This window comes from Vibrio profundum, from assembly GCF_050337555.1.
Classification (GTDB): domain Bacteria; phylum Pseudomonadota; class Gammaproteobacteria; order Enterobacterales; family Vibrionaceae; genus Vibrio; species Vibrio profundum.
The window spans coordinates 178,950-203,073 of record NZ_JAKJTA010000010.1; the positions used below are offsets into that span (position 1 = coordinate 178,950).

The following is a 24,124-nucleotide window of genomic DNA, read 5'->3' on the forward strand; positions in this document are numbered from 1 at the left end:
GTTTATTCCTCCCGTTTACTCAATATATTGGTTAGTAAGCCTAGTATCAGCAATATTGCCATGAGTACCCAGCCTAGAGTGAGGTCGTAGCCACCATAGCCTGTGGTAAACAAGGCTACGAACTTGGTCGCGACAATGATAGCGAGAATAATGGGTGTGATGAACCTAAGGCAGATATCAAACCATGACCCAATATGAAAATCGGATATTTTATTGGCATAGTCACGAACATCAGCAATTTTGCACAGCCAAGCCATCAAGATAATTTCAATCAAGCAACTGGTCAGTATGCCTACATTGTTGACAAAGTGATCGACCAAATCGAGTAATAAAATACCGCCATTGGTGGCGAACGCCATGGAAATAAGAAAGCCGAGTCCAACAACGATATTGGCGGCTTTTTTCCGGCTCCACTTGAGTTTGTCCATAATGGAGCAGGTGACGGCCTCAATGATGGAAATATGCGAGCTCAATCCTGCGACCACGAGAGCTAAGAAAAAGAGTGGACCTAAAATGTAAGGAGCAGGCAGTAAGTTAATCGCTGCCGGCAAAGTGACAAAGGCTAATCCCACGCCAGATGAAACAACATCGGTTAAAGCTTTGCCTTGTTCATGCGCCATATATCCGAGCACCGAAAAGATCATGATACCTGCTAGGATCGAGAATCCGCAGTTAATCAGCACTGTTATAAACGCATTGTTACTAATATCGGATTTATCAGGCAAATAGCTGGAATAGGCAATCATGATGGCAAAGCCAATACTTAAGGTAAAGAATATCTGCCCATAGGCCGCTGCCCAAACTTTGACATCCCAAATTTTGCTAAAATCAGGTTCAAATATGTAGTTCACCCCTGCTAGTGCGCCAGGTAAAAAGATCATACGGGCGATCAGTAGAACCACCATGATGAATAGGATAGGCATCATAATTTTTGAGGCTTTTTCAATGCCCGATTTAACGCCGCTGCGCACTGTGAAGTAGGTGATAGCCCAAGCAATGAGCATCGCGAAAGCAATGTTCCACTGAATACTACCTAAATTGGTCGGTGAATTGTCACCCAAACCGAGGTAGCTTTTGAAAAAGAAGCTGTTGGTATCGGTTCCCCAACCTTGAGTGAAAGATAGACCTAAGTACGAGATGGCCCAACCAATTACCGCCACGTAATAAACGGCAATGGTGGCTGCGACTCCTACTTGGAACCAGCCCAGCCATTGGAAATTCTTATTGATTTTAGTCAAAGTGGTAGGCGCGGAGCCTCGATTTTTATGACCCATGCTGAATTCTAGAATCATAAAAGGGATGCCGGCGGTGATCATTGCAAATAGGTAAGGAATGAAAAACGCGCCGCCGCCGTTTTCATAGGCCATGTAAGGAAATCGCCAAATATTACCCAGCCCTATGGCAGAACCGACGGCGGCTAAAATAAAGCCAGTCCGTGATCCCCATTGTTCTCTTTGCATAACACTACTCCCAGTTTTTAATCATAAAGGGTGAGTCAGGCATGGAAAGCGAGGCGAGTAGGGGCGGAGATAGAGTGTCGCCAAGTGAGTCGAGTCGTAAAAGGGCTTCCTGCCTAATCAAACAGAGATAGATCATTGTATCTATTTCATCCATCACAAGTATTTTTTTGTTTTTATCATAGCCTCTAGTTATTGTTGTACCTCACGCTTGTCTAAAAAACAACCGTAAGACCGAAGTTCGCGGCATATTGGTTTACCCAATCGGTCGTAAATTGGACGGTGCAGCTACTCGATCCGGAAAGTGTGCAAGCTCCGGAGGTATTGCCATCGACGCTGGTGCCAAGCCATCTCACTTGTCCGTTAACGTATAAGTTCTGCCACATTTGATATTCGAACCCACCGAATATGCTAGCTGCGAACCCATAATCGTTGGTCCAGTCAGCATCTATGTATGAGCCGCCCACCGCTGCGCCCATATAACCAAAGAAGTCTTGTGCCAACTCATAGGGAATGCTGCTTTGAAAGAGCAAATACTGCATATTGGTGTCGACATTCAGTTTTTTGACTTTACTTTTTTGGTAGGAATAGAAAAGCCCGATGCGACCATTGTCAAAATCGTTGTCCAAAGAGAAAGCAAAGCTCTCTGAGCCTTTGATCCGGTATTCGGTATCATTTTGATCCTTAACTTCACCACCTAAGGTGTAACCAGCCCATGGAGTGAGGTAGGTTTTCCCCGATGCGGGGGAGGTGGCTAGCATACATCCGAGTATCATTAACTGAGAGATTGTTTTCATTGCTATCTTGCACTTACTTCGCCAGTGAACTTTTTAAGTGTGATAGCCACGCCAGAATCTAGCATAAAAAAACATCAATAATTGAAGATACCTCACACAGGTGTTATTAATTTGTTAGTTACATAGGAGGATTTTATGGATAAGGATTTTAAATTTGCGTTGCTGGTTGCAGCAGTGACGTTTGCCGTGCTTTTTGGTTTTGGTGCGCTTGTCGTAAGCCAGTATTAGATAAGGTTGGTGCCCTCAGTGAATAGTGGCATTATTACCAATTTTTCGTCTTCCGTTGATCTTGATCGGCTCAGCAAGTTCACGGGTGGCAAGAATACGTTGGTCGCTCAAGGGGGCGGCCAAAGAGGGATTTTTACTTCCGGAGTATTAGATGCCTTTATCTTAGCTAATTTTGACCCTTTTCATGAGTTTTATGGCACATCGGCAGGTGCCCTTAATTTGTGTGCCTTCTTGTCTCGGCAAAGTGGATTGGGGCGTTCGTTTATTCTAGATTTAACGACTTCGCCTAAGTTTTTTCATCTGTTGCGTTATATTCGCAAAAAGCAATTTCTTGGCCTTAACTGGGCGCTCGATATTATTTGTGATTTTCCCTATCATCTAGATATAGCCAAAGGGCGGGAAGTTTTAGGTCAAAGGCAAGCCTTTGCTGCTGTGACTCATGCTCAGTCTTATCACGATCATTACTTTCCGATTTATCGACAAGACTGGTATGACATTTTGATTGCGACGTGTGCGATACCTCGCCTGTATCATACTGCAATAGAGCTCGATGGAGAGTTCTTTGTGGATGGTGGTGTGTCGGCATCGATTCCGGTACAGCAAGCATGGCGTAGCAATGCACGCTGTATTGTTGTGATTAGAACTGAAGGCCAGGATATTCCCCAAGGTGGCGTAAGCTCCCAAGTTTCTGTCCCAGCGTCTGAGGTTGAATGGTTCAAAGATTCATTTAACAGTATTCAAGAACGTTGGGGCCAAAGGGTACAACAATGGAAATCTGACTGGAGCGGCTTTTTTTTCCAACAAGTCGAGCGCTCAAAGCTGCAGAAAAAAGATCACTTTCACTTGGAATCTTTAAATGGTGGCCGTTGGTTATTCGGTGCTGATGACGTATATCGACTGAGCCACTTACTCGGTGATAAATTCGATTCTGGGCTAGCAGACATGCTGATGGTCCATTTTCAAACGTATTCTCTCACTCAGAACTTTTTAAATGCGCCGCCTGACGACTGCTTTATTGTGCAAATAAAACCTGATGAGCCGCTACGATCAAACTCATTGATGAGTAAGGAAGAAAACCTGCTTTATGACTATGATCTTGGACTCAAGGCTGGTGCCCGATTTGTCGCCGACTTCAATCGAGCGTATAAAGGGAGCCATCATTGAGGTCGAGCTCCTTTTTTATATGGTATAGGTCGTGAATTGCGATGCACAGTTCTTTCAATGCAGGCGTTTTTATGAATGCACTTTCGATGAGCGAGCTTTTTAAGCGGAAAGAATTCTCATGCAGTTGGTTGAACCAATCACATCCATAATATCTCCTTGAGTGATGATCACTCGCTCTCCTCGATTGAGAAAACCTTTTTCGCATAAAGTGTCAACGGCAGCTTGCGCAGTGGGCAGACCTGCATCTCCCGTATAATCAAAATACACTGGAAAGACCCCGCGAAATAAGGTGGTCAGAGCGAGTGTCTCTTTATTACGCGATAGAGCAAAAATAGGGAGACCAGAACTGATACGAGACATCATTAACGCAGTTTTGCCTGATTCAGTTAAAGTGATCACGGCTTTGACGCCCTGTAAATGGTTTGCAGAGTACATGGTCGACATCGCAATGGTTTCTTCTTCTGATTGGAATGTGCGATCGATACGGTAGGTCGAACGGTTGATCGACGCCATTTTCTCGGCCCCTAAGCAGACTTCGGCCATTGATGTCACGGTTTCAACAGGGTAACTTCCCGCAGCCGTTTCACCTGAAAGCATGACCGCATCCGTGCCGTCGAGCACGGCGTTGGCCACATCCATCACTTCTGCGCGGGTAGGGACTGGATTCTCTATCATAGATTCCATCATTTGCGTCGCAGTGATCACAGTTCTGTTGAGGCGTCGCGCGTGTCTGATTAGCTGTTTTTGTACCCCAACCAGTTCTGGATCGCCAATTTCTACCCCAAGGTCGCCGCGAGCGACCATAACAGCATCTGAGGCCAGTATAATGTCGTCAATGTTGGCCTCGGATTCGACGGTCTCAGCACGTTCGACTTTGGCCACTAACTTTGCATGCAATCCTGCATTTACGGCCAAATCTCGCGCGTATTGCATGTCCGCGCCATTACGGGGAAACGAAATAGCAAGGTAGTTGACTTGAATCTCTGCGGCAACTTGGATGTCTTGCTTATCTTTTTCTGTTAGTGCTTCGGCAGATAATCCACCGCCTTTTTTGTTGATGCCTTTATTGTTGGATAATGGACCGCCAAGCACCACTTGGGTGTGAATTTGGTTTCCTTTGACGGAAGTCACCTTGAGTTGTACTCGGCCGTCGTCTAGCAATAATAAATCCCCAGAGGTCACATCTTTAGGAAGGTCCTTGTAGTCGATCCCCACCGCATGTTGATGGCCTTGTTCTTTCTCAAGGTCGCCATCCAAAGTGAAATTATCCCCCACTTTAAGCGTGATTTTTTGATTTTTAAACGTGGAAATACGGATCTTTGGGCCTTGTAAATCACCTAAAATAGCGACATGTGTACCAAGCTTGGCAGCAATTTCTCTGACTTGTTCAGCTCGCCGTTTATGTTCCTGTGCACAGCCATGTGAAAAGTTCAGTCTGACTACATTTGCCCCCGCGGTGATGATTCTTTCTAAGTTGTCATCTTTATCGGTAGCGGGCCCGAGTGTCGTCACTATTTTTGTCCGCCTAAGCGTAGTGGTCATTATTTTCTCCTAGGTGAGTGGGGCATATCCTAAATCCGTTTATAGGGAATAACTTATTGATTATCAGTATACGCTCCAGAATTGGGTGTAAGTTGAGTTAATCCATCACTTGCGTATCGAGTCTGCGTGACGCGAAATTTGTTACTGAATGTGGTGACTTTTGTTAAATACTAGTTGCTTGTTGGCTAGGGGAGCGAAGGTAGAGGATTTATACGTGACACCTATCACGCTCAGCCAGTAAAAGGCTTCACAATTAGTTCGCAAAGTAAAAAAATTACCGGGTTATCGAATGTCGGAGTATCGAATGTACATGGCGCACCCAGGCCATATTGATCATATCAAACAGGTCAATGCTGGTCGTGTATATAAACTCATTGATCAAAATGGTCCAATTTCCCGGATTGATTTATCTAAGCAGAGTCGTTTAGCCCCTGCGAGTATTACCAAAATTACCCGTGAGCTCATTGAAGCGCACCTTGTACATGAAACGACGGTGCAAGAAGCGATTTGTCGCGGACGCCCCGCAATCGGGCTGCAGGTCGATAATCGCGGTTGGCAATTTTTGTCGATGCGATTAGGGCGTGGTTATCTGACGCTCGCACTGCATGAGCTGGGCGGAGATGTGTTGATTGACACCAAGATTGACATCCACGAAGTAGATCAAGATGATCTCCTTGCTCGTTTGCTTCATGAAATAGATGATTTTTTTCAAACTTATGCAGATCAGTTAGAGCGGGTCACAAGTATTGCGATTACCTTACCTGGGCTTGTTAACTCGGAGGCAGGAGTCGTGCTGCGCATGCCCCATTTCAATGTCGAAAACTTCGCATTAGGCCCTGAGATTTTTAAGGCGACTGGGATGCCTGTGTTTGTCGCTAACGACACTAGAGCGTGGGCACTGGCTGAAAAGTTATTTGGCCACTCACAAGACACAGACAACTCGATTCTCATTTCTATCCATCATGGGGTCGGCGCAGGCGTTATTCTTGATGGTGAGGTCTTACAAGGCCGATTTGGCAACATTGGCGAGTTAGGTCATATCCAAATTGATCCAAATGGCCTTAAATGTCATTGCGGTAACCGAGGATGCTTAGAAACGGTCGCCAGTTCGCAAGCCATTCGTGAGCACACTATGAGTCGGATTGCTGCAGGAGAATCGTCTCAGTTGTCTCAGTACGCTGACATCACCATTGAAGCCATTTGCCAAGCGGCAGAGGAGGGGGATCATTTAGCGGTGGATATCATTGAGACTTTGGGGCGTTATTTGGGTAGGGCAGTTGCGATTGTGACGAATTTGTTCAACCCCGAGAAGATACTGATTGGTGGGGTGATTAATCAAGCAAAACATATTCTCTACCCCGCAATCCAACAGTGCGTTGACCAGCAAACTCACCCTTCTTATCATCAACAATTGTCGATTGTGGAATCCCGATTCTACAAGCAAGCGACTATGCCAGGCGCCGCTTTAATTAAGCAGGCGTTGTATGATGGGCAGCTTTTGATGCGTGTAGTGGAAGGTTAACGTATTTCGATCACACGAATATTAAGTGAATTTTCTGTCTTAGCAGGCTGCTATGGGCTATTTTTGATATAGATACGATTGTGTAGGTGCCCACATGTCTGGAGTGTTAAATACCGTTGACCAGCGCACGAATTTGGTTGGAGAAAATAGACTCGAACTCTTATTGTTTAGTTTGAATAGTTTGCAGATCTTCGCCATCAATGTGTTTAAGGTGAAGGAAGTGATTAAACTCCCTATGCTAACTAAAATGCCGGGCTCCCATCACCATATTACTGGGGTAGCATCTCTGCGAGGCTTGGCTGTACCTGTGATTGATCTCAGAAGTGCCATCGGTTTTCCACCTTCTCGAATAGAAGAGCAAGAGGAAAACTTGATCATTACGGAATACAACAGAAGTGTGCAGGGTTTCTTAGTAGGGCAGGTGCGAAATATTGTGAACACGGCTTGGACTGAAATTCAGCCTCCGCCGAAGACCACTGGCCGTGCCACTTACCTGACGGCAATCACCCAAATCCAAGACGACGATAAGCCGAGAATTGTCGAAATTATTGATGTCGAAAAAGTACTGGCAGAAATCGTAGATTACGATGTCTCCATATCGGAAGGTGTACTCGATAGTAATCTTTCCCAAGAAATCAACGGCAGAAATGTTTTGATAGTGGACGATTCGTCAACGGCACGCTCACAAGTAAAAGGGACGCTATCTCAGTTAGGGCTCAATATCATTGAATGCCGAGACGGGCTTGAAGCGCTGCACTTATTACAATCTTGGGCTGATGGCGGTAAAACAGTGACGGATCAAATCCTACTGATGATTACCGATGCTGAGATGCCGGAAATGGATGGCTATAAGCTGACATTCGAAGTGCGTAACGATCAGCGTATGAAAGACTTACATATAGTATTAAACACTTCTTTAAGTGGTAGCTTCAATGAGGCTATGGTTGAAAAAGTGGGCTGTGATCGGTTTATATCCAAGTTTCAGCCCGACTTACTGGTAGAAGTCGTACAAGAGCGCATGCGGCAAATCCTTTCTTAACTTTTTTCTCTTTATTTCACTTTTCTCTGCCGAGGCTGGTCGCGAGTAATCGCTCGCCTTGGACGCTCACTCGGTGCAATCGTCTTGGCTGTTCGCCATAATCTGTGATTGCTAGGTGCTGAGTACATCGGTTATCCCAAATCGCTAGCGTATCAACTTGCCATTGCAAACGGACTTGGAATTCTTCTTTACGAGCCATTTGAAAAAGCCTAGTGAGTATCCGTTCACTGTCTTGTGGATCAAGGCCGATAATATGTGAAGTGAATTGTTCGTTGATAAACAGGGATTCTTTACCAGTCTCAGGGTGTTGAATCACCATTGGGTGGAGAACAGGCTCAATATTGCGGCTGGCGGTGGCAACTTTACTGTTGCCTTCGTGGTCGATGCTATCATAGCGACTTCCCTCAAATGCGTGCAGCTGGTGTAATGCCGTGAAGTTCCTTAGTTGCTGCTGCTCATTGACAGGAAGGCTCTGCCATACTGCTTCCATCGAGCTCCAAATGGTATCTCCTTTTCCTTCAGGACATGCGTGAGCATGTAGTAGCGAACATTTGCAAGGGATGGCTTGCCAGCTTAGATCTGTGTGCCAGAAACTCTTTCCCGGAGGTTTACCTGGGCCAACTTCGAGCACGATGACTTGATCTGCTTCGGCAAGATGAGGGAAAAACGGATGTACAGGCTCTAGTTCACCAAAAGCGCGTGCAAGAGCTAAGTGTTGCTGAGCTAACAATGTTTGTTTGGGGAAAAACAGCACTTTATATTGGAGAAAAGCTTGGTAAATCTGTTGGAATTGTTCAGGAGGTAGATTATTGAGTTTCACGTCAGTAATCTGCGCGCCGAGGTGTGAGCCAATCGGTGTAATGTGCATGATTACTCTCTAATTAAGGGAATGATCTCTAATATATGAACTTTTTTTAAAATAAGCTAACACATTAATAGTAATAAGCATTTCATGAATAACCGTGCGTATAGCACTTATCTTCCCTATTTATAAGTTTGACGTATTTTTTAAGCATATCTATTTTTTATTTAACTATAAAGAAGGGATGTCGATATGCGAGTTTTAATACTACTAGGGTCTTTAATTTGTTTTAGTGCGTCGGTGTACGCGGCGGATATCAAGTTGGTCACGGGCGATCAGTATCCGCCATTCACAGGTAAAAAGCTGTTAAATCGGGGCGTGGCAACGGATATTATTGAAGCTGCTTTTAAAGGAATGAAAAGTGTCAGTAGTGTTGATATAGCATTCCAACCTTGGAAACGTGGCTACGACAGCACACTGAAGGGACAGTATTTTGCGACCTTTCCGTATTTGAAAACTCCAGAGCGCGAGAAAGATTTTTTGTTTAGTGAAGCGGTTTTTACCACCAATACTGTCGCGTTTGTTGCCAAAGGTTCAACACTCTCCGTGGATAACTTGAAGGGCACGACAGCATGTTTGCCACTGGGCTATACGCCAAGTTCCATTCAACATTTGATTGATGATAAGACGGTGCGTTTGACTCGAGCTAAACAGCTGGAAAATTGCTTCCAGAAACTTAAAGCTGGGCGGGCGGATTTTGTCCCATTGAGTCGCTTAGTTGGTATTGCGTTTATTAACGATAATAAAAAACTTGATTTGAAAGATTTCGATTCTCTAGCGAAACCGTTTACGACAGGTGGCTTGTTCTTGATGGCTTCAAAAAATTACCCTGATGTTCAAACGTATCTTGATGAATTTAATAAGCAAATTAAAACAATGAAAGACTCAGGAAGTTACAACGAGATCATGAAGAAGCATGGCCTCAATTAGCGCGTATTAAGGACCGATCAACTTAAGGACTGATCAAACAGAGGGTTTACTTGTGATGGTGAGAGCTGAGTCAGGATCTCACCGTTTTAGGTATCATTCGTGATCGGTAATTAAGCGGTAACCGACGCCATTTTCAGTGACGATATGCTTGGGCTGAGCAGGAGAATGCTCAATTTTATGTCGAAGCTGAGCAATATGAATGCGCACATAGTGTGCGTGCTCAGTATAATTCCCACCCCAAACTTCTTTTAAAATCTGCTTGTGCGTGAGTACCTTACCCATATTTTTGGCCATAAAAGCGAGGATTTTAAATTCTTTGGGGGTGAGCTTGATCGATGTACCTTGGCGGGTGACGGTTTGCATGGCTAAGTCTATTTCAACGTCACCAAACTGATAACTACTGACTTCTTGGTTGGCTTGGTGAGCGTTGATGCGCAGAGCGACTCGGATACGAGCCAGTAGCTCTTCGCTACCAAAAGGCTTAGTGAGGTAGTCATTAGCACCCGCATCCAGTGCTAGTACTTTGTCTGTTTCTTTATCTCGGGCGGAGATAACGATAATCGGGGTGTCGGTCCAGGTTCTTAATTCACGGGTGAGATCAAGGCCATCAAGATCAGGTAAACCGAGATCCAGCAGGATCAAGTTTGGCTGCCAAGTGGCAATATAACGCAGGCCTTCTTGAGCGCAGGCGGCACTTTTCACTTGGTAGCCATGTCCTGTGGTCAATACTTCTAAGAAGCGGCGAATGGGAGATTCGTCTTCAACAATCAGAATTTTGAGGTCACTATTCATAAATATCAGTTAAGCAATATATCTCACAGGGGATTTCAACCGTAAAGGTTGATCCGCCTTCAGGACGAGGTGATACGGTAATTTGCCCATTATGGGCGCTGATGATCACTTTACAAATCGCCAAACCAAGCCCTGTTCCTTTGGCATTCGTGTCTTCTGAGCGATAAAAACGCTCGAAAATACGTTGAGTATCTTCTGGAGCGACGCCGCAGCCTCTATCGGCGATCTGCATTATAAACTTCCCTTGTTTATACGAAGTCGTGATGTCAATTTGGCTGCCTTGAGGGCTATATTTGGCGGCATTTTCGATTAAGTTGGTTGCCACTTGCTCGATTAATGCGTAATCCAGTGAAACCAGCATTGGCTCGCCGGATGTCTGGATAGGGTGCTCTCTAAGTAAGCGTTCCACGCGTTTGATAGCGCTGCCAATAATTTCTTCAGGTTCAACCCACTCACGTTTTGGCACCAGTACTTTTACGCTGTAGCGGCTAATATCGAGTAGCTTGGTTAGGCTTCGGTTGAGACTATACCCCTCTTCGGCGATGGATAATAGTAGCTCTTGTCGAGTTTCTTCAGGCAGGCGAATATCTTGATCGTTTAATGTGGTGGCGGAACCAATGATGGAGCCAAGAGGTGTCTTTAAATCGTGAGAAACGGCAGCGAGTAGGGTGTTGCGCATCTTCTCCATTTGATTGGCTTCTATCGCTTGGGTTAAAGCTTGGTTGGCTTCTGAACGGGCGAGCGATAAGCTGATCAGGGAACTTAAAATCGGATTAAATAACTCTATGGAGTCGGATTCGATCACTAATACACCGAGTAACTCAGTTTGGCCATGTAAAGGGTGAAGTTCTAGGTTTGGGCCGAGTTTCGTGGATTGAGGAGCTTGAGAAGCAACGAACTCTTCCACCTGAGTTTGGTAAGCATCAAGCCAGAATTCGGGGTTATGTGAGAGACAATACAATTGTGGGTGTGTGAGCCATATCTGAGCCTTGATTTGATAATGATTGGCAAGGTGCAAAATTGACGATTGTGCTATTTCAATACTTTCGTTTTTGGAAGCTAGAATCGATGCCAGCCCATAGTGGCTCTTTAACTCAGACTTGAGTGCCACATTTTTTTTCAGTTCACCTTGCTGAGATTGAGTGATTTTCACCGCGAAGATGCCATTAAAGGCCATGACAGTGAAGGTAATTAAATGTTGATAGTTCTGGAATTTAAACGAATTATGCTCGGGCAATACAAAGAACAGAAACCCTGCGATGCTTAACGCCGTCATGGTATAAGCAATTTTGTCTTTTAGCCAAAATCCACCAACAATATTGAGTAGTAACAATAGCATGGCTGTGTCAGTTTCGATAATGATCGTTCGAAATTGCACGCCAATATAGATCACTAAGGCATACAGAGCGGACAAGAACAGCACTTTAGTACTTTCCGTCCAATTAACAGATAAAGCAGTCATGACTTTTAGAATCTACGAGTAGGTATTGAGTTGGGTCAAACGACAATAGCCTACCATGAAGTTAGGCTATTGCGTGACGAGGAATGTTTCTGTGCGGTTAAATTTCTAGATGGACGCCGATCTCTATGAGCTTGTCGTGTGGTACACACAAGCGCTCGGACGTGCGTAGGGCGTTGCGGCTGAGCAAAATAAATAGACGCGCCTTGAGATCGTGCCAAAGGCTGACGGGTTTCACTTTCATTCTCTCTGCAGACATAAAGAAGACGGTGTCATCCGGGTGCAGCGACAGCTCTTTAGTGCAGCAACACTGATAGATTTGTTCAATGTCCAGCGTTTCTTGATAACCGACATGAGCAATCATTTGCCAAAAGGTTGGTGACAAGCGTTTCAGTTCAATACGTTTTAGTGGGTGAATGTGCGGGTTGTCGGAATATTTGAACGTCAGTAGCACGTTCCTTTCGTGCAGAATTTCATTGCACTTAACGTTGTTGATCAATGATGACGGAGCTTGGTTTTCATTGCGCGCTAAATAAACCGCGGTCCCAGAGGCCCGAGTCCAGCGTTTTTGCTCCAATCCTTCAACCATGGCACCGACAGACAACGGATGCTTCAACAATAAGCTGAGCCTGCGTCTCTCTTGATACCAGTTCATCATCAATAGGAACACAATCGTGCCTATGGTGAGAGGCAGCCATCCTCCATCAGTGAATTTTAATGAGGTGGCAATAAACATTAGGCTGTCGTAGGTCACCATTAAAATCGCGTAGTTGAGAACACGAGAGGCTGGCCATTTCCAGTGATAAAGCGCCACCACAATTAAGAATAGCGAGGAGATAAGCATGGTTGAAGTCACCGCGATACCGTAAGCCGCGGCCAGTTTCGTTGAGCTACCAAAAGCTGCCACTACCGCGATAACTAGCACAAATAGTAAGAAGTTGGCGATAGGGACGTAGATTTGGCCTTGTTCTTGGGTCGAGGTGTGATGAATGCGCACCGGAGGCAAGAAACCTAGATTGATCGCTTGGCGTGTCAGAGAGAAAATCCCAGAGATAACCGCTTGAGACGCAATTACGGTAGCGAAGGTTGCCAATAGAATAAACGGCAGGCGTAATATCTTAGGCGCAAGCATAAAGAATGGATTACTAATGGTGCTGGCATCATGCAGCACAAGTGCGCCTTGGCCGAAGTAATTCAAAACCAAGCATGGCATAACCAAAAAGAACCACGCGAGGCGGATTGGCTTGATGCCAAAATGGCCCATGTCGGCATAAAGTGCTTCGACGCCTGTAACCGCTAACACGACGACACCCAATGTAAATAAGGTAGCGATGCCGTGATGCAGGATAAAACCTACCGCATAGGCTGGGTTTAACGCATTGAGAACCACAGGGTTGTGTGCGATGGCGGCGATGCCCACTAAGCCAATGCATATAAACCATATCAGCATAATCGGCGCGAACAAACGACCAATTTTTCCTGAGCCATGTTTTTGAATGGCAAATAGTGCGCAGATAATCGCAATTGCGACCGGAATAACCAAAGGTTGCAGTTCGGGGCTGACGACAGTGATGCCTTCAACAGCCGAGAGCACGGACATGGCCGGGGTAATAATGGCTTCTCCAAAGAAAAAGCCTGCGGCCAACATACCCAAAAATAGCACTCCCATTTTTAGTTTCTTCGGCGCAGAGCCGTGGGCGAGAGAGGCTAAGGTTAAAATCCCACCTTCACCTTTATTTGAGGCGCGGGTTACTAGGGATAAATACTTGATAGAGACGGTGAGAATAAACGTCCAGAATACGAGTGAGAGAATACCAAAAACATTGGCTTGGGTAACGGCGACGGCGTGTTCACCATCGAACATTGTCTTGAATGCGTATAGGGGGCTGGTCCCGATATCACCATATACAATCCCAATAGACAGGTAGGTTAATACCAATAAAGACTGTTTTTGATTTTGCATTGTGTGTCATATGTGCAGCCTATTTTTTGCTTAGGATCTACACAATACCTCATATTGTTACGGAAGCAGGCAGAGTATCAGGGGCAATATAAAGTTGAAGTATATTTTGTAGGGACAAATATAAAGAAAATATAAAGTTTTTAAACTTTGCAAAATCTAATATTTCAACTCGTTGATTGTATTATGAATTTTTTGTTTCTTAGTGGTTTGCTTACTTTGTAACTTATTGATTTTAATAGCTAAGGGGTGCGAATCTAATGAAAATCCCGTGAGCGAGAGCGGAGTTTTTCTAAATGGTGAGAGAGATCGGTTAATTTACCAGCGATGATGTGTGTGACTTGTCCTTCTCGCTCTAAAACGCCTTGCACCTGCAGCACTTTGGCGGTGAGGTAAGCTTGCTTTTGTGCCTGCGCAGTAGCCTTCCACACCACGACGTTGATATTGCCAGTGTCATCTTCCAAGGTTAAGAAAGTCACGCCAGCAGCCGTAGCAGGGGATTGCCGGCCCGTCACGATACCGATCACGGTCACGATTGCTTTGTGTCTTATCGACGGCAGTGCTTGCATACGAGTAAAGCGGCCGAGCTGATTGGCCTCATCGAGCAAACGGATTGGGTGTTTATTGAGTGATAACCCTGTCGCCGCATAGTCTTCAAGCATATTGGAAAATTCACTGGGTGCTTGAGGAAACCCTTGTTCTTCTTCAATTAAGTCCGCAAATAAGGGCAGGTCGCTAACACTGTCCATCATGCTCCACCTAGCATCGTAGCGGTTCGTAGTGAGTTCGTTGAGTGCCCCTGCTGATGCAAGGTTTTCTATTTCGGCTCGGTTGATACCAATATGTTTGAGTTGATTGGGTGATAGGTAGCCAGTTTCTGGTCTTGCTTGAATCAGAATTTGGCTTGCTGATGAGCTGAAACCTTTCACCAGTCTGAGGCCTAACCGTAAGGCTGGCTGATTATCTTGCCAGACGACATGATGATCGTAGTGAGAGTGATTAATACACACCGGCAGCACGACGACTTGGTGTCGCCGCGCATCTTGCACTAGTTGGGAAGCGCTATAAAACCCCATCGGCTGGCTATTGAGCAAAGAAGTATAAAAAATGGCGGGGTAATAATATTTTAGCCAAGCTGAGCAATAAGCCAACACGGCAAAAGAGGCGGAATGGCTTTCGGGAAAACCATATTCACCAAAGCCGCAGATTTGGGCAAAAATACGTTCAGCAAATTCTAGCTCGTAGCCCCTCTCTAACATGCCATCGATTAATTTCATTTTAAACTTGGCCAGATCGCCCGTTTTTTTCCAAGCCGCCATGGCGCGGCGCAGTTGATCTGCTTCGCCGCCGCTAAAACCTGCCGCAACCATGGCGAGTTTGATCACTTGTTCTTGGAAAATTGGCACGCCGAGTGTACGTGCTAATACCTCTTTCACTGCCTCTGAGGGGTAGCTTTCTTCTTCAATGCCATCACGCCTTTTAAGAAAAGGGTGCACCATATCTCCTTGGATCGGTCCCGGTCGGACGATGGCAATTTGAATCACTAGGTCGTAATAACAAGCGGGCTTTAATCGTGGCAGCATACTCATTTGCGCCCTTGACTCAATTTGAAATACGCCGACGGTATCGGCTTGCTGTAACATTCGATAGACATTGGTATCGTCTTGTTTACGAGTAATGGCTGCGATAGACAGTGATTGACCATGGTGCTGCTTAACCAAATCAAAGCATTTACGGATAGCACTGAGCATACCTAGTGCCAGCACGTCGACTTTGAGTAGCTTTAAGCTCTCTAAATCATCTTTATCCCATTGGATCACCGTCCTGTCTGTCATGGCGGCATTTTCGACAGGGACCAGTTCATATAAAGGGCCAGAAGAGATAACGAACCCGCCGACATGCTGAGATAAATGGCGTGGAAACCCGAGCAGCTCCTGAACGAGCTGGATAAACTGCTGACCTTTTAAAGACTCAGCTTGTAAACCTAAGTCAGTGAGTTGCTGCTGCCAGGGTTGGCTTTTGTCTCGCCGGTTAACATTCTTGATGAAGAAGCTAAGTTGTTCTTCGGCGATCCCTAAGGCCTTGCCGACATCTCGCACGGCACTTTTAAATCGATAGCTGATCACGGTCGCGGCCAGTGCCGCGCGCTCACGACCATACTTCTGATAAATGTATTGAATGACTTCTTCGCGGCGCTCATGCTCGAAATCGACATCAATATCGGGCGGCTCATCGCGCTCTCTACTGATAAAACGTTCGAATAGGACGGATATCTGACGAGGGTCAACAGAGGTGATTTCCAAGCAGTAGCACACCACAGAGTTAGCCGCGGAGCCGCGCCCTTGATAGAGGATACCTTGCTGCTTAGCAAACATCACAATGTCATGAATAGTTAAAAAGTAGAAAGGGTAATCGAGCTCTTCGATCAGCGAGAGTTCTTTTTCTATGGTGGCGACAATCTCCTTGGGGACGCCTTCCGGAAAGCGTAATTGTTTGCCGTACTCGACTAGCTCGCGCAGGTAGCCCATGGGTGTTGCGCCATCAGGGATAAGCTCGCTTGGGTATTCATACCTTAACTGCGCCAAATTAAACTGGCACTGCTGAGCGATATAGGCGCTTTCAGCAAGGTGTTCTGTTGTAAATAGACTGGCGAGCTTTCCCCTTGGGCGCAAGCTTCGTTCAGAATTAGCCAGTAAATACGGACCAATGTGCTCAACACTGTTACCTAGTTTGATGGCGGTGAGCGTGTGTTGTAGGGGTAAGCGTTCTGGCTGATGCATCAATACGCCGCCACATGCCGTTATGGGGAGAGAGAAAGTATCAGCCAGCGTTTGGCAATATTGCAGATAGTCCCGATCGCTATCTGATAAATGCCTTTGTAAGCCAAGCCATAAGCGACCAGAGTGGTGCTGGCTTAGCCACTTTCCCCAGCCTTGGTCTGTTTCATTGTGGCGTGGTAGCCATAATAAAAAACAGTGCTGGATAGACATCAAATCCCACTCTGAAAGTTGGTAGCTACCTTTCTCCGCTCGTCTGCGTGCGTTGGAAATAATGCGGCACAGTTCTGCGTAGGCTTGGCGATTTGGGCACAGTAACACCACTTGGCACTCTTGATGTAGCCAAAATAGACTACCGATAATGAGTTTGATGGCGAGGTTATTGTCTTGGATGGCTCGGTGCGCTCGCACGACTCCAGCCACTGAACATTCATCGGTAATGGCGATGGCAGAATAGCCAAGCTGATCGGCTTGCAGGACTAATTCCTCAGCGTGAGAGGCCCCAACTAAGAAAGAGAAGTTACTTTGGCAAAATAGCTCAGCATATTTGGCTAAAGGAGTTTTGGGCGGCACGTTAGCTGAAATAGCCATGAACAAACCATTCCTGCTTTGGAGTTCGGAAGATCCACAGCCATTGGCCTGCATCGCTGCGGGCTATAAAATAATCTCGGCAGATACCGCCGCCATCCCACCAGCCAGTGGTGATACGTTCTGGGCCGCGTAGGATATGCACGGGCTCAGCTAGTGCTTCTGGCTCGGGCAATAATAAGCTTGGTCGGCAGCGCTTTAGCACCGAGTGAGCATCGGATTTTGTGGTTGGGTCGTAGGCAGAAGTGGCCGATTCAGGTCTAGGATCGCCACTGAGCGCCACTTTATACACACTTTCTGAGCCGAGTTTGGCTTGCAGCAGAGAGATCAATTCCAGTTCAGAATACGGAGTGGTTTTGCCTGACCACATCTCTTGATTCACGGCTAATTTCTCGCCCGTGCGCTTAGCATGCAGAGTCAGGCTTTGTACGGGATGTTCAAGTCGAAGCGATTCCATATGTAAGCCTGCCAAGGTTTGCCAGCGACTGCTTTTATCTTCTCCAGCCGCAGAGCTGAAGGTTAATGAATGAGGCTGTCCGTCTCTGAGTTGTAAGGTGAGGGTGAGTTCGTAGGCGACTCTATCTCTCAGTCTCAAAAACAACTCTAATCTATCGAGTAACCGGTGTAATGGTGTCGCTAGCCATTGAACATTGTCGATATCATGCAGTAGATCAAGCTGACTGGTGAAATGTTCAGGAGGAGTAAATAAGGTGAGCGGATGGCGCAATTGCCCCGTTAATCGGCCAAGGTAGTTGACCACATCAATATCAAAGCGGCGGGCGAGGTCGGCCAAATTTAGGCTTAGCAATTTTTGCATACTATCGATGCCTACTCGGTGCAGAGCCGTAAGGTGTTTATCCGTCAGTTCACTTGCGTTGATGGAGTGCTCGCAGATCGCTTTAGTTAATGTTTCTCTCTTGGTGTTAATATGATCAAAGGCAGCCTTTGCCAGTAACATGGCAGAAAATGGAGAAAAGCCAGTCGCAAAATGGTAGTGGAGTTCGAGGCTATCGAGCGTTTTTGAAACCGCTTGCCAGTAGTTTTCTATTCCTTGATATAAAGACAGCATATCGGTGACTTTGAGGAGGATGCCCTGTGGAGGGCATAGAGTAATATCAGCACTCACTTGATAGAGTTGGCTCGCAATATCGTTAAGCGCTTTTTCTTCTACTTTTGGGTCGTAAGGGTGCAATTGCAGATCGGTACATAAAGCAGCGGCGCTGCCCAGTCCCATATTGACGGTGATACCACCTTGTTGGGCGTTTGAGTTGAGCTGTCGAATACAATGGTTTTTACCATCGACAATAACAATGGCTTGCTGATGGTCTCGGCCGTGAAATAAACGGTCGAGCTGCAGCGTTGGAAAATGCAGATAAAGCCATAATTGCATACTTAGCCCTGCTTCCTAAGTGGGAGCACTTCGGCAAATTGCGTCGGGGCTAGGGTGAGTTCAGGGTGACTGTCTCGCATATCGATAACAAAACTCCCTTGTGGCCACCCGCCTTTGCGTTTGGTGATGCGCACGCTTAAGCCTGCTGGGTGAGGCTGTAGCGTCATGCTTAAGCTGACAGGCAGAGATAGGGTGTGACGCTGCCAAGTTTTGAATAAGAAAAACACACAGTCTCCTTGTTCACTTGCCACTTGTAGGCGACGCGTCTGGTGCACTTCAAGTGAGCAGTGCCACAGCAAAACATTGCTGCACACGCCACTTTTTAGGCATTGCTCAGCAGCCCATAGAGCCTCTTTAGCCGAAGAAGGGACAATGATTAATACCTTGTCTTGTTCGATACCTACATAACTCAACTGCTCAGCACTCACTTGGCCAGGAGGGTGAATAAACACCGATACCTTCTCTGAACGATTGCTTTTGATGTGTGGAGAAAGTAGGCGCAGCTCACCGATCCCAAGTTGAGATTGAATTTCCACGACCCCATGGCGTGGAAAGCCGCCCCCTAATTTTTCGTCGAGGGTGTCAAAGCCAGTCGGCAAGTATTCAGTGGTGGAGCTATGTTTATACCCCTGCCAAATCAGATGTTTATCTTTTAGTTGGTTGATTAAATCATGCATCGCAATATACCTGTTTATATATACAGTATATTGCGTTAAGAAAAGGATTCAAGAGGGCTGAAAAGCAAAATGCCTTGTCGAGAAGACGAGGCATAGGCAAGGTCTTGAAAAGAAGAATTAAAAATTTTTCGGTGGTTTTTCTATCTCTTTGCTACTTTTTTGGCTGTGCGTCGATGCACTGGCCATTCACTTCTTTCCCTTCTGGCGCCATTAAATAGACATATAGAGGCATGATATCTTCAGGAGTTTTGAGCAAACCGGCATCTTCAGCAGGGAAGGCCTTAGCGCGCATACTAGTACGGGTGCCGCCCGGATTAATGGCATTGACGCGAATGGACGAGTCACTGAGTTCATCGGCCAACACTTGCATCATGCCTTCAGTGGCGAATTTTGAAATAGCATAAGTGCCCCAAAATGCGCGGCCAATGTGGCCGACAGTCGAAGAGGTGAACACAATACGTGCATCATCTGATAGACGTAAGAGAGGCAGAAGAGCCTGCGTCATCATAAACTGAGATTTGACGTTAACTTGCATCACATTATCGAAAGTCGCTTCGTCAATTTGTTCAAACGGGGCAAGGTCGCCCAGCACACCCGCATTGTGAAGTACGCCATCTAAGCGCCCAAATTGTCCTTCGATGGTCTCAGACATATCTTGATAATGCTGCTTGCTTGCGCCTTTCATATCAAGTGGAATGATGGCTGGCTGTGGGTAGCCTGCCGCTTCAATCTCATCATACGTTTGTTCTAACTTTTCAACAGTGCGCCCGAGTAAAATGACGGTTGCGCCGTGTTTGGCATAATGCAACGCTGCCTGCTTACCGATACCAGCCCCGGCACCTGTGATAAGAATAACTTTATTGTTTAGGGCGTGGTCAGAGACAGAGTAGTTCAATGTGAGCATCCTTATAATTGAAATAAATAGGTCGATTTTATTCGCTTATCTATTCATTTTCTTTCTATTTAGTATGATGAGATGGTTACAATACACTAATTCGTATAATTGGGGATATCGCATTGGAATTTTTGTTGGACTATGGGCTGTTTCTAGCCAAGATCGCAACCTTGGTTGTGGCAGTGATTGCTGTACTGGTGATCGCAAAAGCGGCTAGCGGCAGAAGTGGTGCGGCCAAGGGTGAACTGGAAGTGACTAACCTCACTGAACATCATCAGCATACGGTGGAGCAGTTAGAGCATCACTTGCACGACGAAGCTTTTCTTAAAGCGCGTGATAAAGCTGAGAAAAAAAGCGAGAAAGAAAAAAATAAATCACGCGAAAAAGAAATCAAACAAGCGGCGAAAGACGGTGAGCTAGACTCTAAGCGAGAACCGCACCTGTTTGTGCTCGACTTTAACGGCAGTATTGATGCCAAAGAAGTCTCTTCGCTGCGTGAAGAAATCACCGCTATTTTGGCCGTAGCACGTGAAGGAGACGAAGTGCTATTAAGGCTAGAGTCTGGTGGTGGCATGGTGCATGGCTATGGCTTAGCTTCATCACAGCTAGATCGCATTAAAACGGCAGGTTTACCACTCACGATTGCTGTCGACAAAGTGGCTGCTAGTGGCGGCTATATGATGGCGTGTATCGCGGATAAAATTGTCTGCGCACCGTTTGCCATTCTGGGTTCAATTGGTGTGATTGCTCAACTGCCGAACTTCAATAAACTATTGAAAAAACATGACATTGAGTTTGAACAGCTCACCGCTGGTGAATATAAACGAACGTTAACCATGTTTGGTGAGAACAGCGACAAAGCACGCGAGAAGTTCAAACAAGAGTTGGAAGAAACCCACGACTTGTTTAAAGATTTCATCCGCGATCATCGCCCAGAGCTAGATCTTGATAGTGTCGCGACGGGCGAGCACTGGTATGGGACTCAAGCGCACAAACTTGGCTTAGCCGATCATGTCAGCACTTCCGATGAATTGGTTGTGGATGCTTGCAAAGACAAAACCGTCTTATCTTTGCGTTACGTGCGTAAGAAAAAGCTGGCTGACAAACTTGTTGGAGTCGCAGGCAATGTAGCTGATGGCGTATTACTAAAACTCGCCAGCAGAGGTCAAAGACCTATCGTTTAAGATCCATCTCTTAAGGTGTTTAGTTTAAATCGGTAAAATATAGGAAAAGCCAGTAGCCTTGTGTTGCTGGCTTTTTTGATGGTGTGGTTTGGGGACTAGGCGGTTTACTCTGAGTGGTAGCTGTCGGAGTATAATTAAGTTTGATCATAAAATCGGTATTTCCCCCCAAAAAAAGAAACGCTTAGTAGATTACTAAAGTCTGATCGTTTTTCGTTGCTCCCCGTACTGACGATAGCTTTTGGGTGACAATAAAGTTTGATCACTTTTAGCCGATTTTGGCTCAGTTCTGGACAGAAGCGAGTTAGAAAACAAACCCAAGCACTGTCTGTTCAGATAAGGAAATCTAGGGGGTGTGTTGGCCGAGGTGAGGGAAAACATAAGATATATTGGCCCAGCCAGCGGTTTAGCCCTTATTTGCATAAACCAAGTGAGAAAACATACCGAGGAGGGTTGCTGGCACAGCGACTATAGGGATTGCTAAATAATCAAGTTTAAAACCAAAGTGTAGAAACAAGTAACTGAAAGATGTCCAATGAATGAAATACAAATAGGACGGTTTAAAGTCTCTGTTCTTGTAAATTTCGGCCACATAAAAAAAATCATCTAAAACAAACACAAACCAAAGGCCAATCACAATAAGAAACAAACATTTTTCCAGCCTTATTAAATCTGGGGTGAGGTTAATTAACCCTACACTTACCATAAAAAAAGGTACTAAAACGAGATACATCCAATCTCGCTTTACCTTAGGTTTAAGCCCGCGATGTAACCTCTCCCTAATTTTAGGAAGTAAATATCTCATATGGAGTATCGCTAACAGTACTGTCAGTAAAGCCAGAATTTTCACAAAAAGCTCCGTCACGAACTCATCCCTGAACGTAGTATAGTGAAAGTGCGTTGAAATACTTATGGATATTTACTTATTTCAGATTACTTTTTGTTGGTAAACTTGGCTCAGAGCCTTTCCGTAACAACCCAGCAGGCTTGGGCATAAGTTTCTTAGCGTGAAAATAAATCACTTCCAACAACTGAAAATAAAGTCACGCTTCCTATGCAGCTTACGAGGCCACTTACCAAGTTAACCTTGAACTTTCTTTTTGCTTGTATCATTAAAAAACTACTCAATAGCAACCAGCTAGACATGACCAAAATATGCAAAGAGGATAGTATTAGATAATTTCCAAAATTGTTGCCAGCAAAATGCGAGACTACTGTAAGGTACAGGACAATTGCTTTTACATTTAGCAAATTTAGGTAGAAAGCATCCCGAAACCGATATGATTTATCGACTGGACGAAAACGGCCCATTAATGTACGACTGCCGTTAAGTAAGAGTTTTATTGCCAACCATAGTAAAAAAGCCAATCCGGAAAAATGAATAGCTTCCATCAGAATTTTGCTGCTTGAGAGAACTTGCGTGACCCCAAGACCAACTAAAATTGCATGAGAATATATTCCTAAAGCCGTACCACCAATGATAGGAAGCACGCCTTTTAAGCCATCACGAGTTGTATTAGATAGTGCTAGAGTAAACCCGACTCCGGGGGATAGGGCTATCGGTGCAATCGTGGTTAAAAATGCTGAAATCTGAATCATTTAGTTAAATATGAAGTACTCACCATCTGGACGAATACACTACCATAATCGCAAAAAGTATGTAAAGTTAGCTCGTGATATATTATTGGGAAGCATTCTGATCTAGCCAGGCGGGACACACCGTTAAGCGACATTTTCTATCAAAGTTTAAGTTTACTGGGGTTAGATACCCAAGAGCACTGTGCCTTCTTGTCCGATTATAATATTCTATGTTCTTCAGTAAAACCTGCTGTAGTAGCGGCTAATTTGGCCAACATTTCGGATTAGTTTTTGAGGGGAAGTTTTTGGCTCAGCAGCATTCGCTGAGCTAAAGATGAAACTCGTTTAGGGGCAATGTAACGTTGGGGAGGAACACGCATACTTAGAAGTGATTCTTTATTTCTTTACTGTGTTCTTTGCGTAAACCAGATGGGGAAAGATATTAAGAAGGGCTATAGGTACAACGCCAACGGAGAGCCCCAATATACCGTATTTATAACTAATGTGTAGCGCCAGATAGGCCAAAGAAGTCCAAGCACAAAGATTTAAGTAAGAGGGCCTGAACTCTATATACGTATACGCGAAAATCCTATCAAATGTAAAATACATGCAAGTTTCAGCAAGATAAAGAATTTTATCTATAATAAATAAAATCCAAAATACCATCACAATAGTAAAAGAACTTCTCTCTACATTTGTCCACCCTGAAAGCCTATCTACCGTAAACACTAGTGCTATCGTTAAGAGGCTTAAGATAAAATATGCAATTGCATGCTTAGCGCCTGATCGTATTCGACTATTACTACCTTCTTCCGATCTTTGCCTAATTTTGGGGGAGTAAATAGCGCATGTGTAGTATCGCTAGCAGCACTATCAACCATGCTAAACTTTTCATAAAAAGACCCCAACACTTGCTCAGAAGTGAACATAGTATAGCCAACCAATGTATATCTTATTACAAGAAATGAACCCACTTTGGATAACTTCAAGGGCTCTTCTCCGCTTAAGTGAGCTTGATATTTGGATAAAAGGTTGAATGAGTATCAGGTACGGATGTTTGTCTGATCTTCAGTTTGAAGTAATCTATATCTCTGATGCCTCGGGCTCTTCTTCTGAGTAAACCTATAGAAACATTCCCAGCTTCAACCCGAGCATTCGTTAGCTTATATTTTGCATAGTTACAGATACCGACTCTTCTATCCCATAAAGCATCAGCAAAGTTACATAGGGAGAGAACTCGTGTTGATTTCGCTAGACGACACCATCCTTTGAGTGCTTGTGTCATG

Annotated in this window: 20 protein-coding genes and 1 pseudogene; 6 read left to right on the forward strand and 15 right to left on the reverse strand. The window is 45.2% G+C overall.

Annotation, left to right across the window (positions count from 1 at the left end):
• Nucleotides 1-2: 2 nt before the first annotated feature.
• Nucleotides 3-1,460 carry a sodium-dependent transporter gene (locus L4C34_RS11570; protein WP_428789490.1) on the reverse strand — a complete coding sequence of 486 codons (1,458 nt, stop codon included), beginning with the start codon at nucleotides 1,458-1,460 and terminating at the stop codon, nucleotides 3-5.
• Nucleotides 1,461-1,672: 212 nt separating this feature from the next.
• Nucleotides 1,673-2,254, reverse strand: a complete 582-nt coding sequence (locus L4C34_RS11575) for a porin family protein (protein ID WP_428789491.1) — start codon at nucleotides 2,252-2,254, stop codon at nucleotides 1,673-1,675.
• Nucleotides 2,255-2,389: 135 nt separating this feature from the next.
• Between L4C34_RS11575 and cydH the strand changes: the two genes are divergently transcribed.
• Both cydH and L4C34_RS11585 read left to right on the forward strand, forming a co-directional pair.
• Nucleotides 2,390-2,482, forward strand: coding sequence for a cytochrome bd-I oxidase subunit CydH (gene cydH, locus L4C34_RS11580; protein WP_428789492.1), 93 nt, complete (start codon nucleotides 2,390-2,392; stop codon nucleotides 2,480-2,482).
• 18 nt (nucleotides 2,483-2,500) lie between these two features.
• Nucleotides 2,501-3,646, forward strand: a complete 1,146-nt coding sequence (locus L4C34_RS11585; protein ID WP_428789493.1) for a patatin-like phospholipase family protein — start codon at nucleotides 2,501-2,503, stop codon at nucleotides 3,644-3,646.
• 99 nt (nucleotides 3,647-3,745) lie between these two features.
• Here the strand turns inward: L4C34_RS11585 and pyk are convergent, their stop codons facing one another.
• Nucleotides 3,746-5,188, reverse strand: a complete 1,443-nt coding sequence (pyk, locus tag L4C34_RS11590) for a pyruvate kinase (RefSeq protein ID WP_428789494.1) — start codon at nucleotides 5,186-5,188, stop codon at nucleotides 3,746-3,748.
• Nucleotides 5,189-5,492: 304 nt separating this feature from the next.
• On the opposite strand from pyk, the gene mlc reads away from it, so the two are divergent.
• Both mlc and L4C34_RS11600 read left to right on the forward strand, forming a co-directional pair.
• Nucleotides 5,493-6,710 carry a sugar metabolism global transcriptional regulator Mlc gene (mlc, locus tag L4C34_RS11595; RefSeq protein ID WP_428789516.1) on the forward strand — a complete coding sequence of 406 codons (1,218 nt, stop codon included), beginning with the start codon at nucleotides 5,493-5,495 and terminating at the stop codon, nucleotides 6,708-6,710.
• 94 nt (nucleotides 6,711-6,804) lie between these two features.
• Entirely contained in the window at nucleotides 6,805-7,749 is a 945-nt protein-coding gene (locus L4C34_RS11600; RefSeq protein WP_428789495.1) for a chemotaxis protein CheV, read from the forward strand.
• A 16-nt stretch (nucleotides 7,750-7,765) separates the two neighbouring features.
• On the opposite strand, the gene L4C34_RS11605 is transcribed toward L4C34_RS11600, so the two are convergent.
• Nucleotides 7,766-8,617 carry a TauD/TfdA dioxygenase family protein gene (locus L4C34_RS11605; RefSeq protein ID WP_428789496.1) on the reverse strand — a complete coding sequence of 284 codons (852 nt, stop codon included), beginning with the start codon at nucleotides 8,615-8,617 and terminating at the stop codon, nucleotides 7,766-7,768.
• Nucleotides 8,618-8,803: 186 nt separating this feature from the next.
• Between L4C34_RS11605 and L4C34_RS11610 the strand changes: the two genes are divergently transcribed.
• Nucleotides 8,804-9,541: a substrate-binding periplasmic protein gene (locus L4C34_RS11610; protein ID WP_428789497.1), complete on the forward strand. Its 738-nt coding sequence runs from the start codon at nucleotides 8,804-8,806 to the stop codon at nucleotides 9,539-9,541.
• 93 nt (nucleotides 9,542-9,634) lie between these two features.
• On the opposite strand, the gene L4C34_RS11615 is transcribed toward L4C34_RS11610, so the two are convergent.
• The 7 genes from L4C34_RS11615 to L4C34_RS11645 all read right to left on the reverse strand — a co-directional run bounded on the left by L4C34_RS11615 (nucleotide 9,635) and on the right by L4C34_RS11645 (nucleotide 20,079).
• Complete coding sequence (locus tag L4C34_RS11615; protein WP_428789498.1) at nucleotides 9,635-10,333, reverse strand: response regulator; 699 nt, start codon at nucleotides 10,331-10,333, stop codon at nucleotides 9,635-9,637.
• Nucleotides 10,326-11,795, reverse strand: coding sequence for a sensor histidine kinase (locus tag L4C34_RS11620; protein ID WP_428789499.1), 1,470 nt, complete (start codon nucleotides 11,793-11,795; stop codon nucleotides 10,326-10,328). Before L4C34_RS11620 ends, L4C34_RS11615 begins: the two co-directional genes overlap by 8 nt.
• Nucleotides 11,796-11,892: 97 nt before the next feature.
• Nucleotides 11,893-13,755, reverse strand: a complete 1,863-nt coding sequence (locus L4C34_RS11625; protein ID WP_428789500.1) for a potassium transporter Kup — start codon at nucleotides 13,753-13,755, stop codon at nucleotides 11,893-11,895.
• 254 nt (nucleotides 13,756-14,009) lie between these two features.
• Nucleotides 14,010-17,120, reverse strand: a complete 3,111-nt coding sequence (locus tag L4C34_RS11630) for an error-prone DNA polymerase (RefSeq protein WP_428789501.1) — start codon at nucleotides 17,118-17,120, stop codon at nucleotides 14,010-14,012.
• Complete coding sequence (locus L4C34_RS11635) at nucleotides 17,104-18,507, reverse strand: Y-family DNA polymerase (RefSeq protein ID WP_428789502.1); 1,404 nt, start codon at nucleotides 18,505-18,507, stop codon at nucleotides 17,104-17,106. The genes L4C34_RS11630 and L4C34_RS11635 overlap by 17 nt, the downstream gene beginning before the upstream one ends.
• A gap of 2 nt (nucleotides 18,508-18,509) precedes the next feature.
• Nucleotides 18,510-19,184, reverse strand: coding sequence for a translesion DNA synthesis-associated protein ImuA (imuA, locus tag L4C34_RS11640; RefSeq protein ID WP_428789503.1), 675 nt, complete (start codon nucleotides 19,182-19,184; stop codon nucleotides 18,510-18,512).
• A gap of 151 nt (nucleotides 19,185-19,335) precedes the next feature.
• Nucleotides 19,336-20,079: a YciK family oxidoreductase gene (locus L4C34_RS11645; protein WP_428789504.1), complete on the reverse strand. Its 744-nt coding sequence runs from the start codon at nucleotides 20,077-20,079 to the stop codon at nucleotides 19,336-19,338.
• Between the two features lie 122 nt (nucleotides 20,080-20,201).
• Here L4C34_RS11645 and sohB point away from each other — a divergent pair, with 122 nt between their 5' ends.
• Nucleotides 20,202-21,263, forward strand: coding sequence for a protease SohB (gene sohB / locus L4C34_RS11650; protein ID WP_428789505.1), 1,062 nt, complete (start codon nucleotides 20,202-20,204; stop codon nucleotides 21,261-21,263).
• A 403-nt stretch (nucleotides 21,264-21,666) separates the two neighbouring features.
• Here the strand turns inward: sohB and L4C34_RS11655 are convergent, their stop codons facing one another.
• The 4 genes and pseudogenes from L4C34_RS11655 to L4C34_RS11670 all read right to left on the reverse strand — a co-directional run.
• A complete protein-coding gene (locus L4C34_RS11655; RefSeq protein ID WP_428789506.1) occupies nucleotides 21,667-22,125 on the reverse strand; it encodes a hypothetical protein in 459 nt (152 codons plus the stop codon).
• A 137-nt stretch (nucleotides 22,126-22,262) separates the two neighbouring features.
• Nucleotides 22,263-22,859, reverse strand: a complete 597-nt coding sequence (locus tag L4C34_RS11660) for a LysE family translocator (protein ID WP_428789507.1) — start codon at nucleotides 22,857-22,859, stop codon at nucleotides 22,263-22,265.
• A gap of 82 nt (nucleotides 22,860-22,941) precedes the next feature.
• Nucleotides 22,942-23,094, reverse strand: a pseudogene (locus L4C34_RS11665) (integrase core domain-containing protein); the annotation flags it as partial.
• A gap of 747 nt (nucleotides 23,095-23,841) precedes the next feature.
• Nucleotides 23,842-24,124: transposase (locus tag L4C34_RS11670; RefSeq protein WP_428789508.1), on the reverse strand; the 283-nt coding region annotated here is incomplete at its 5' end.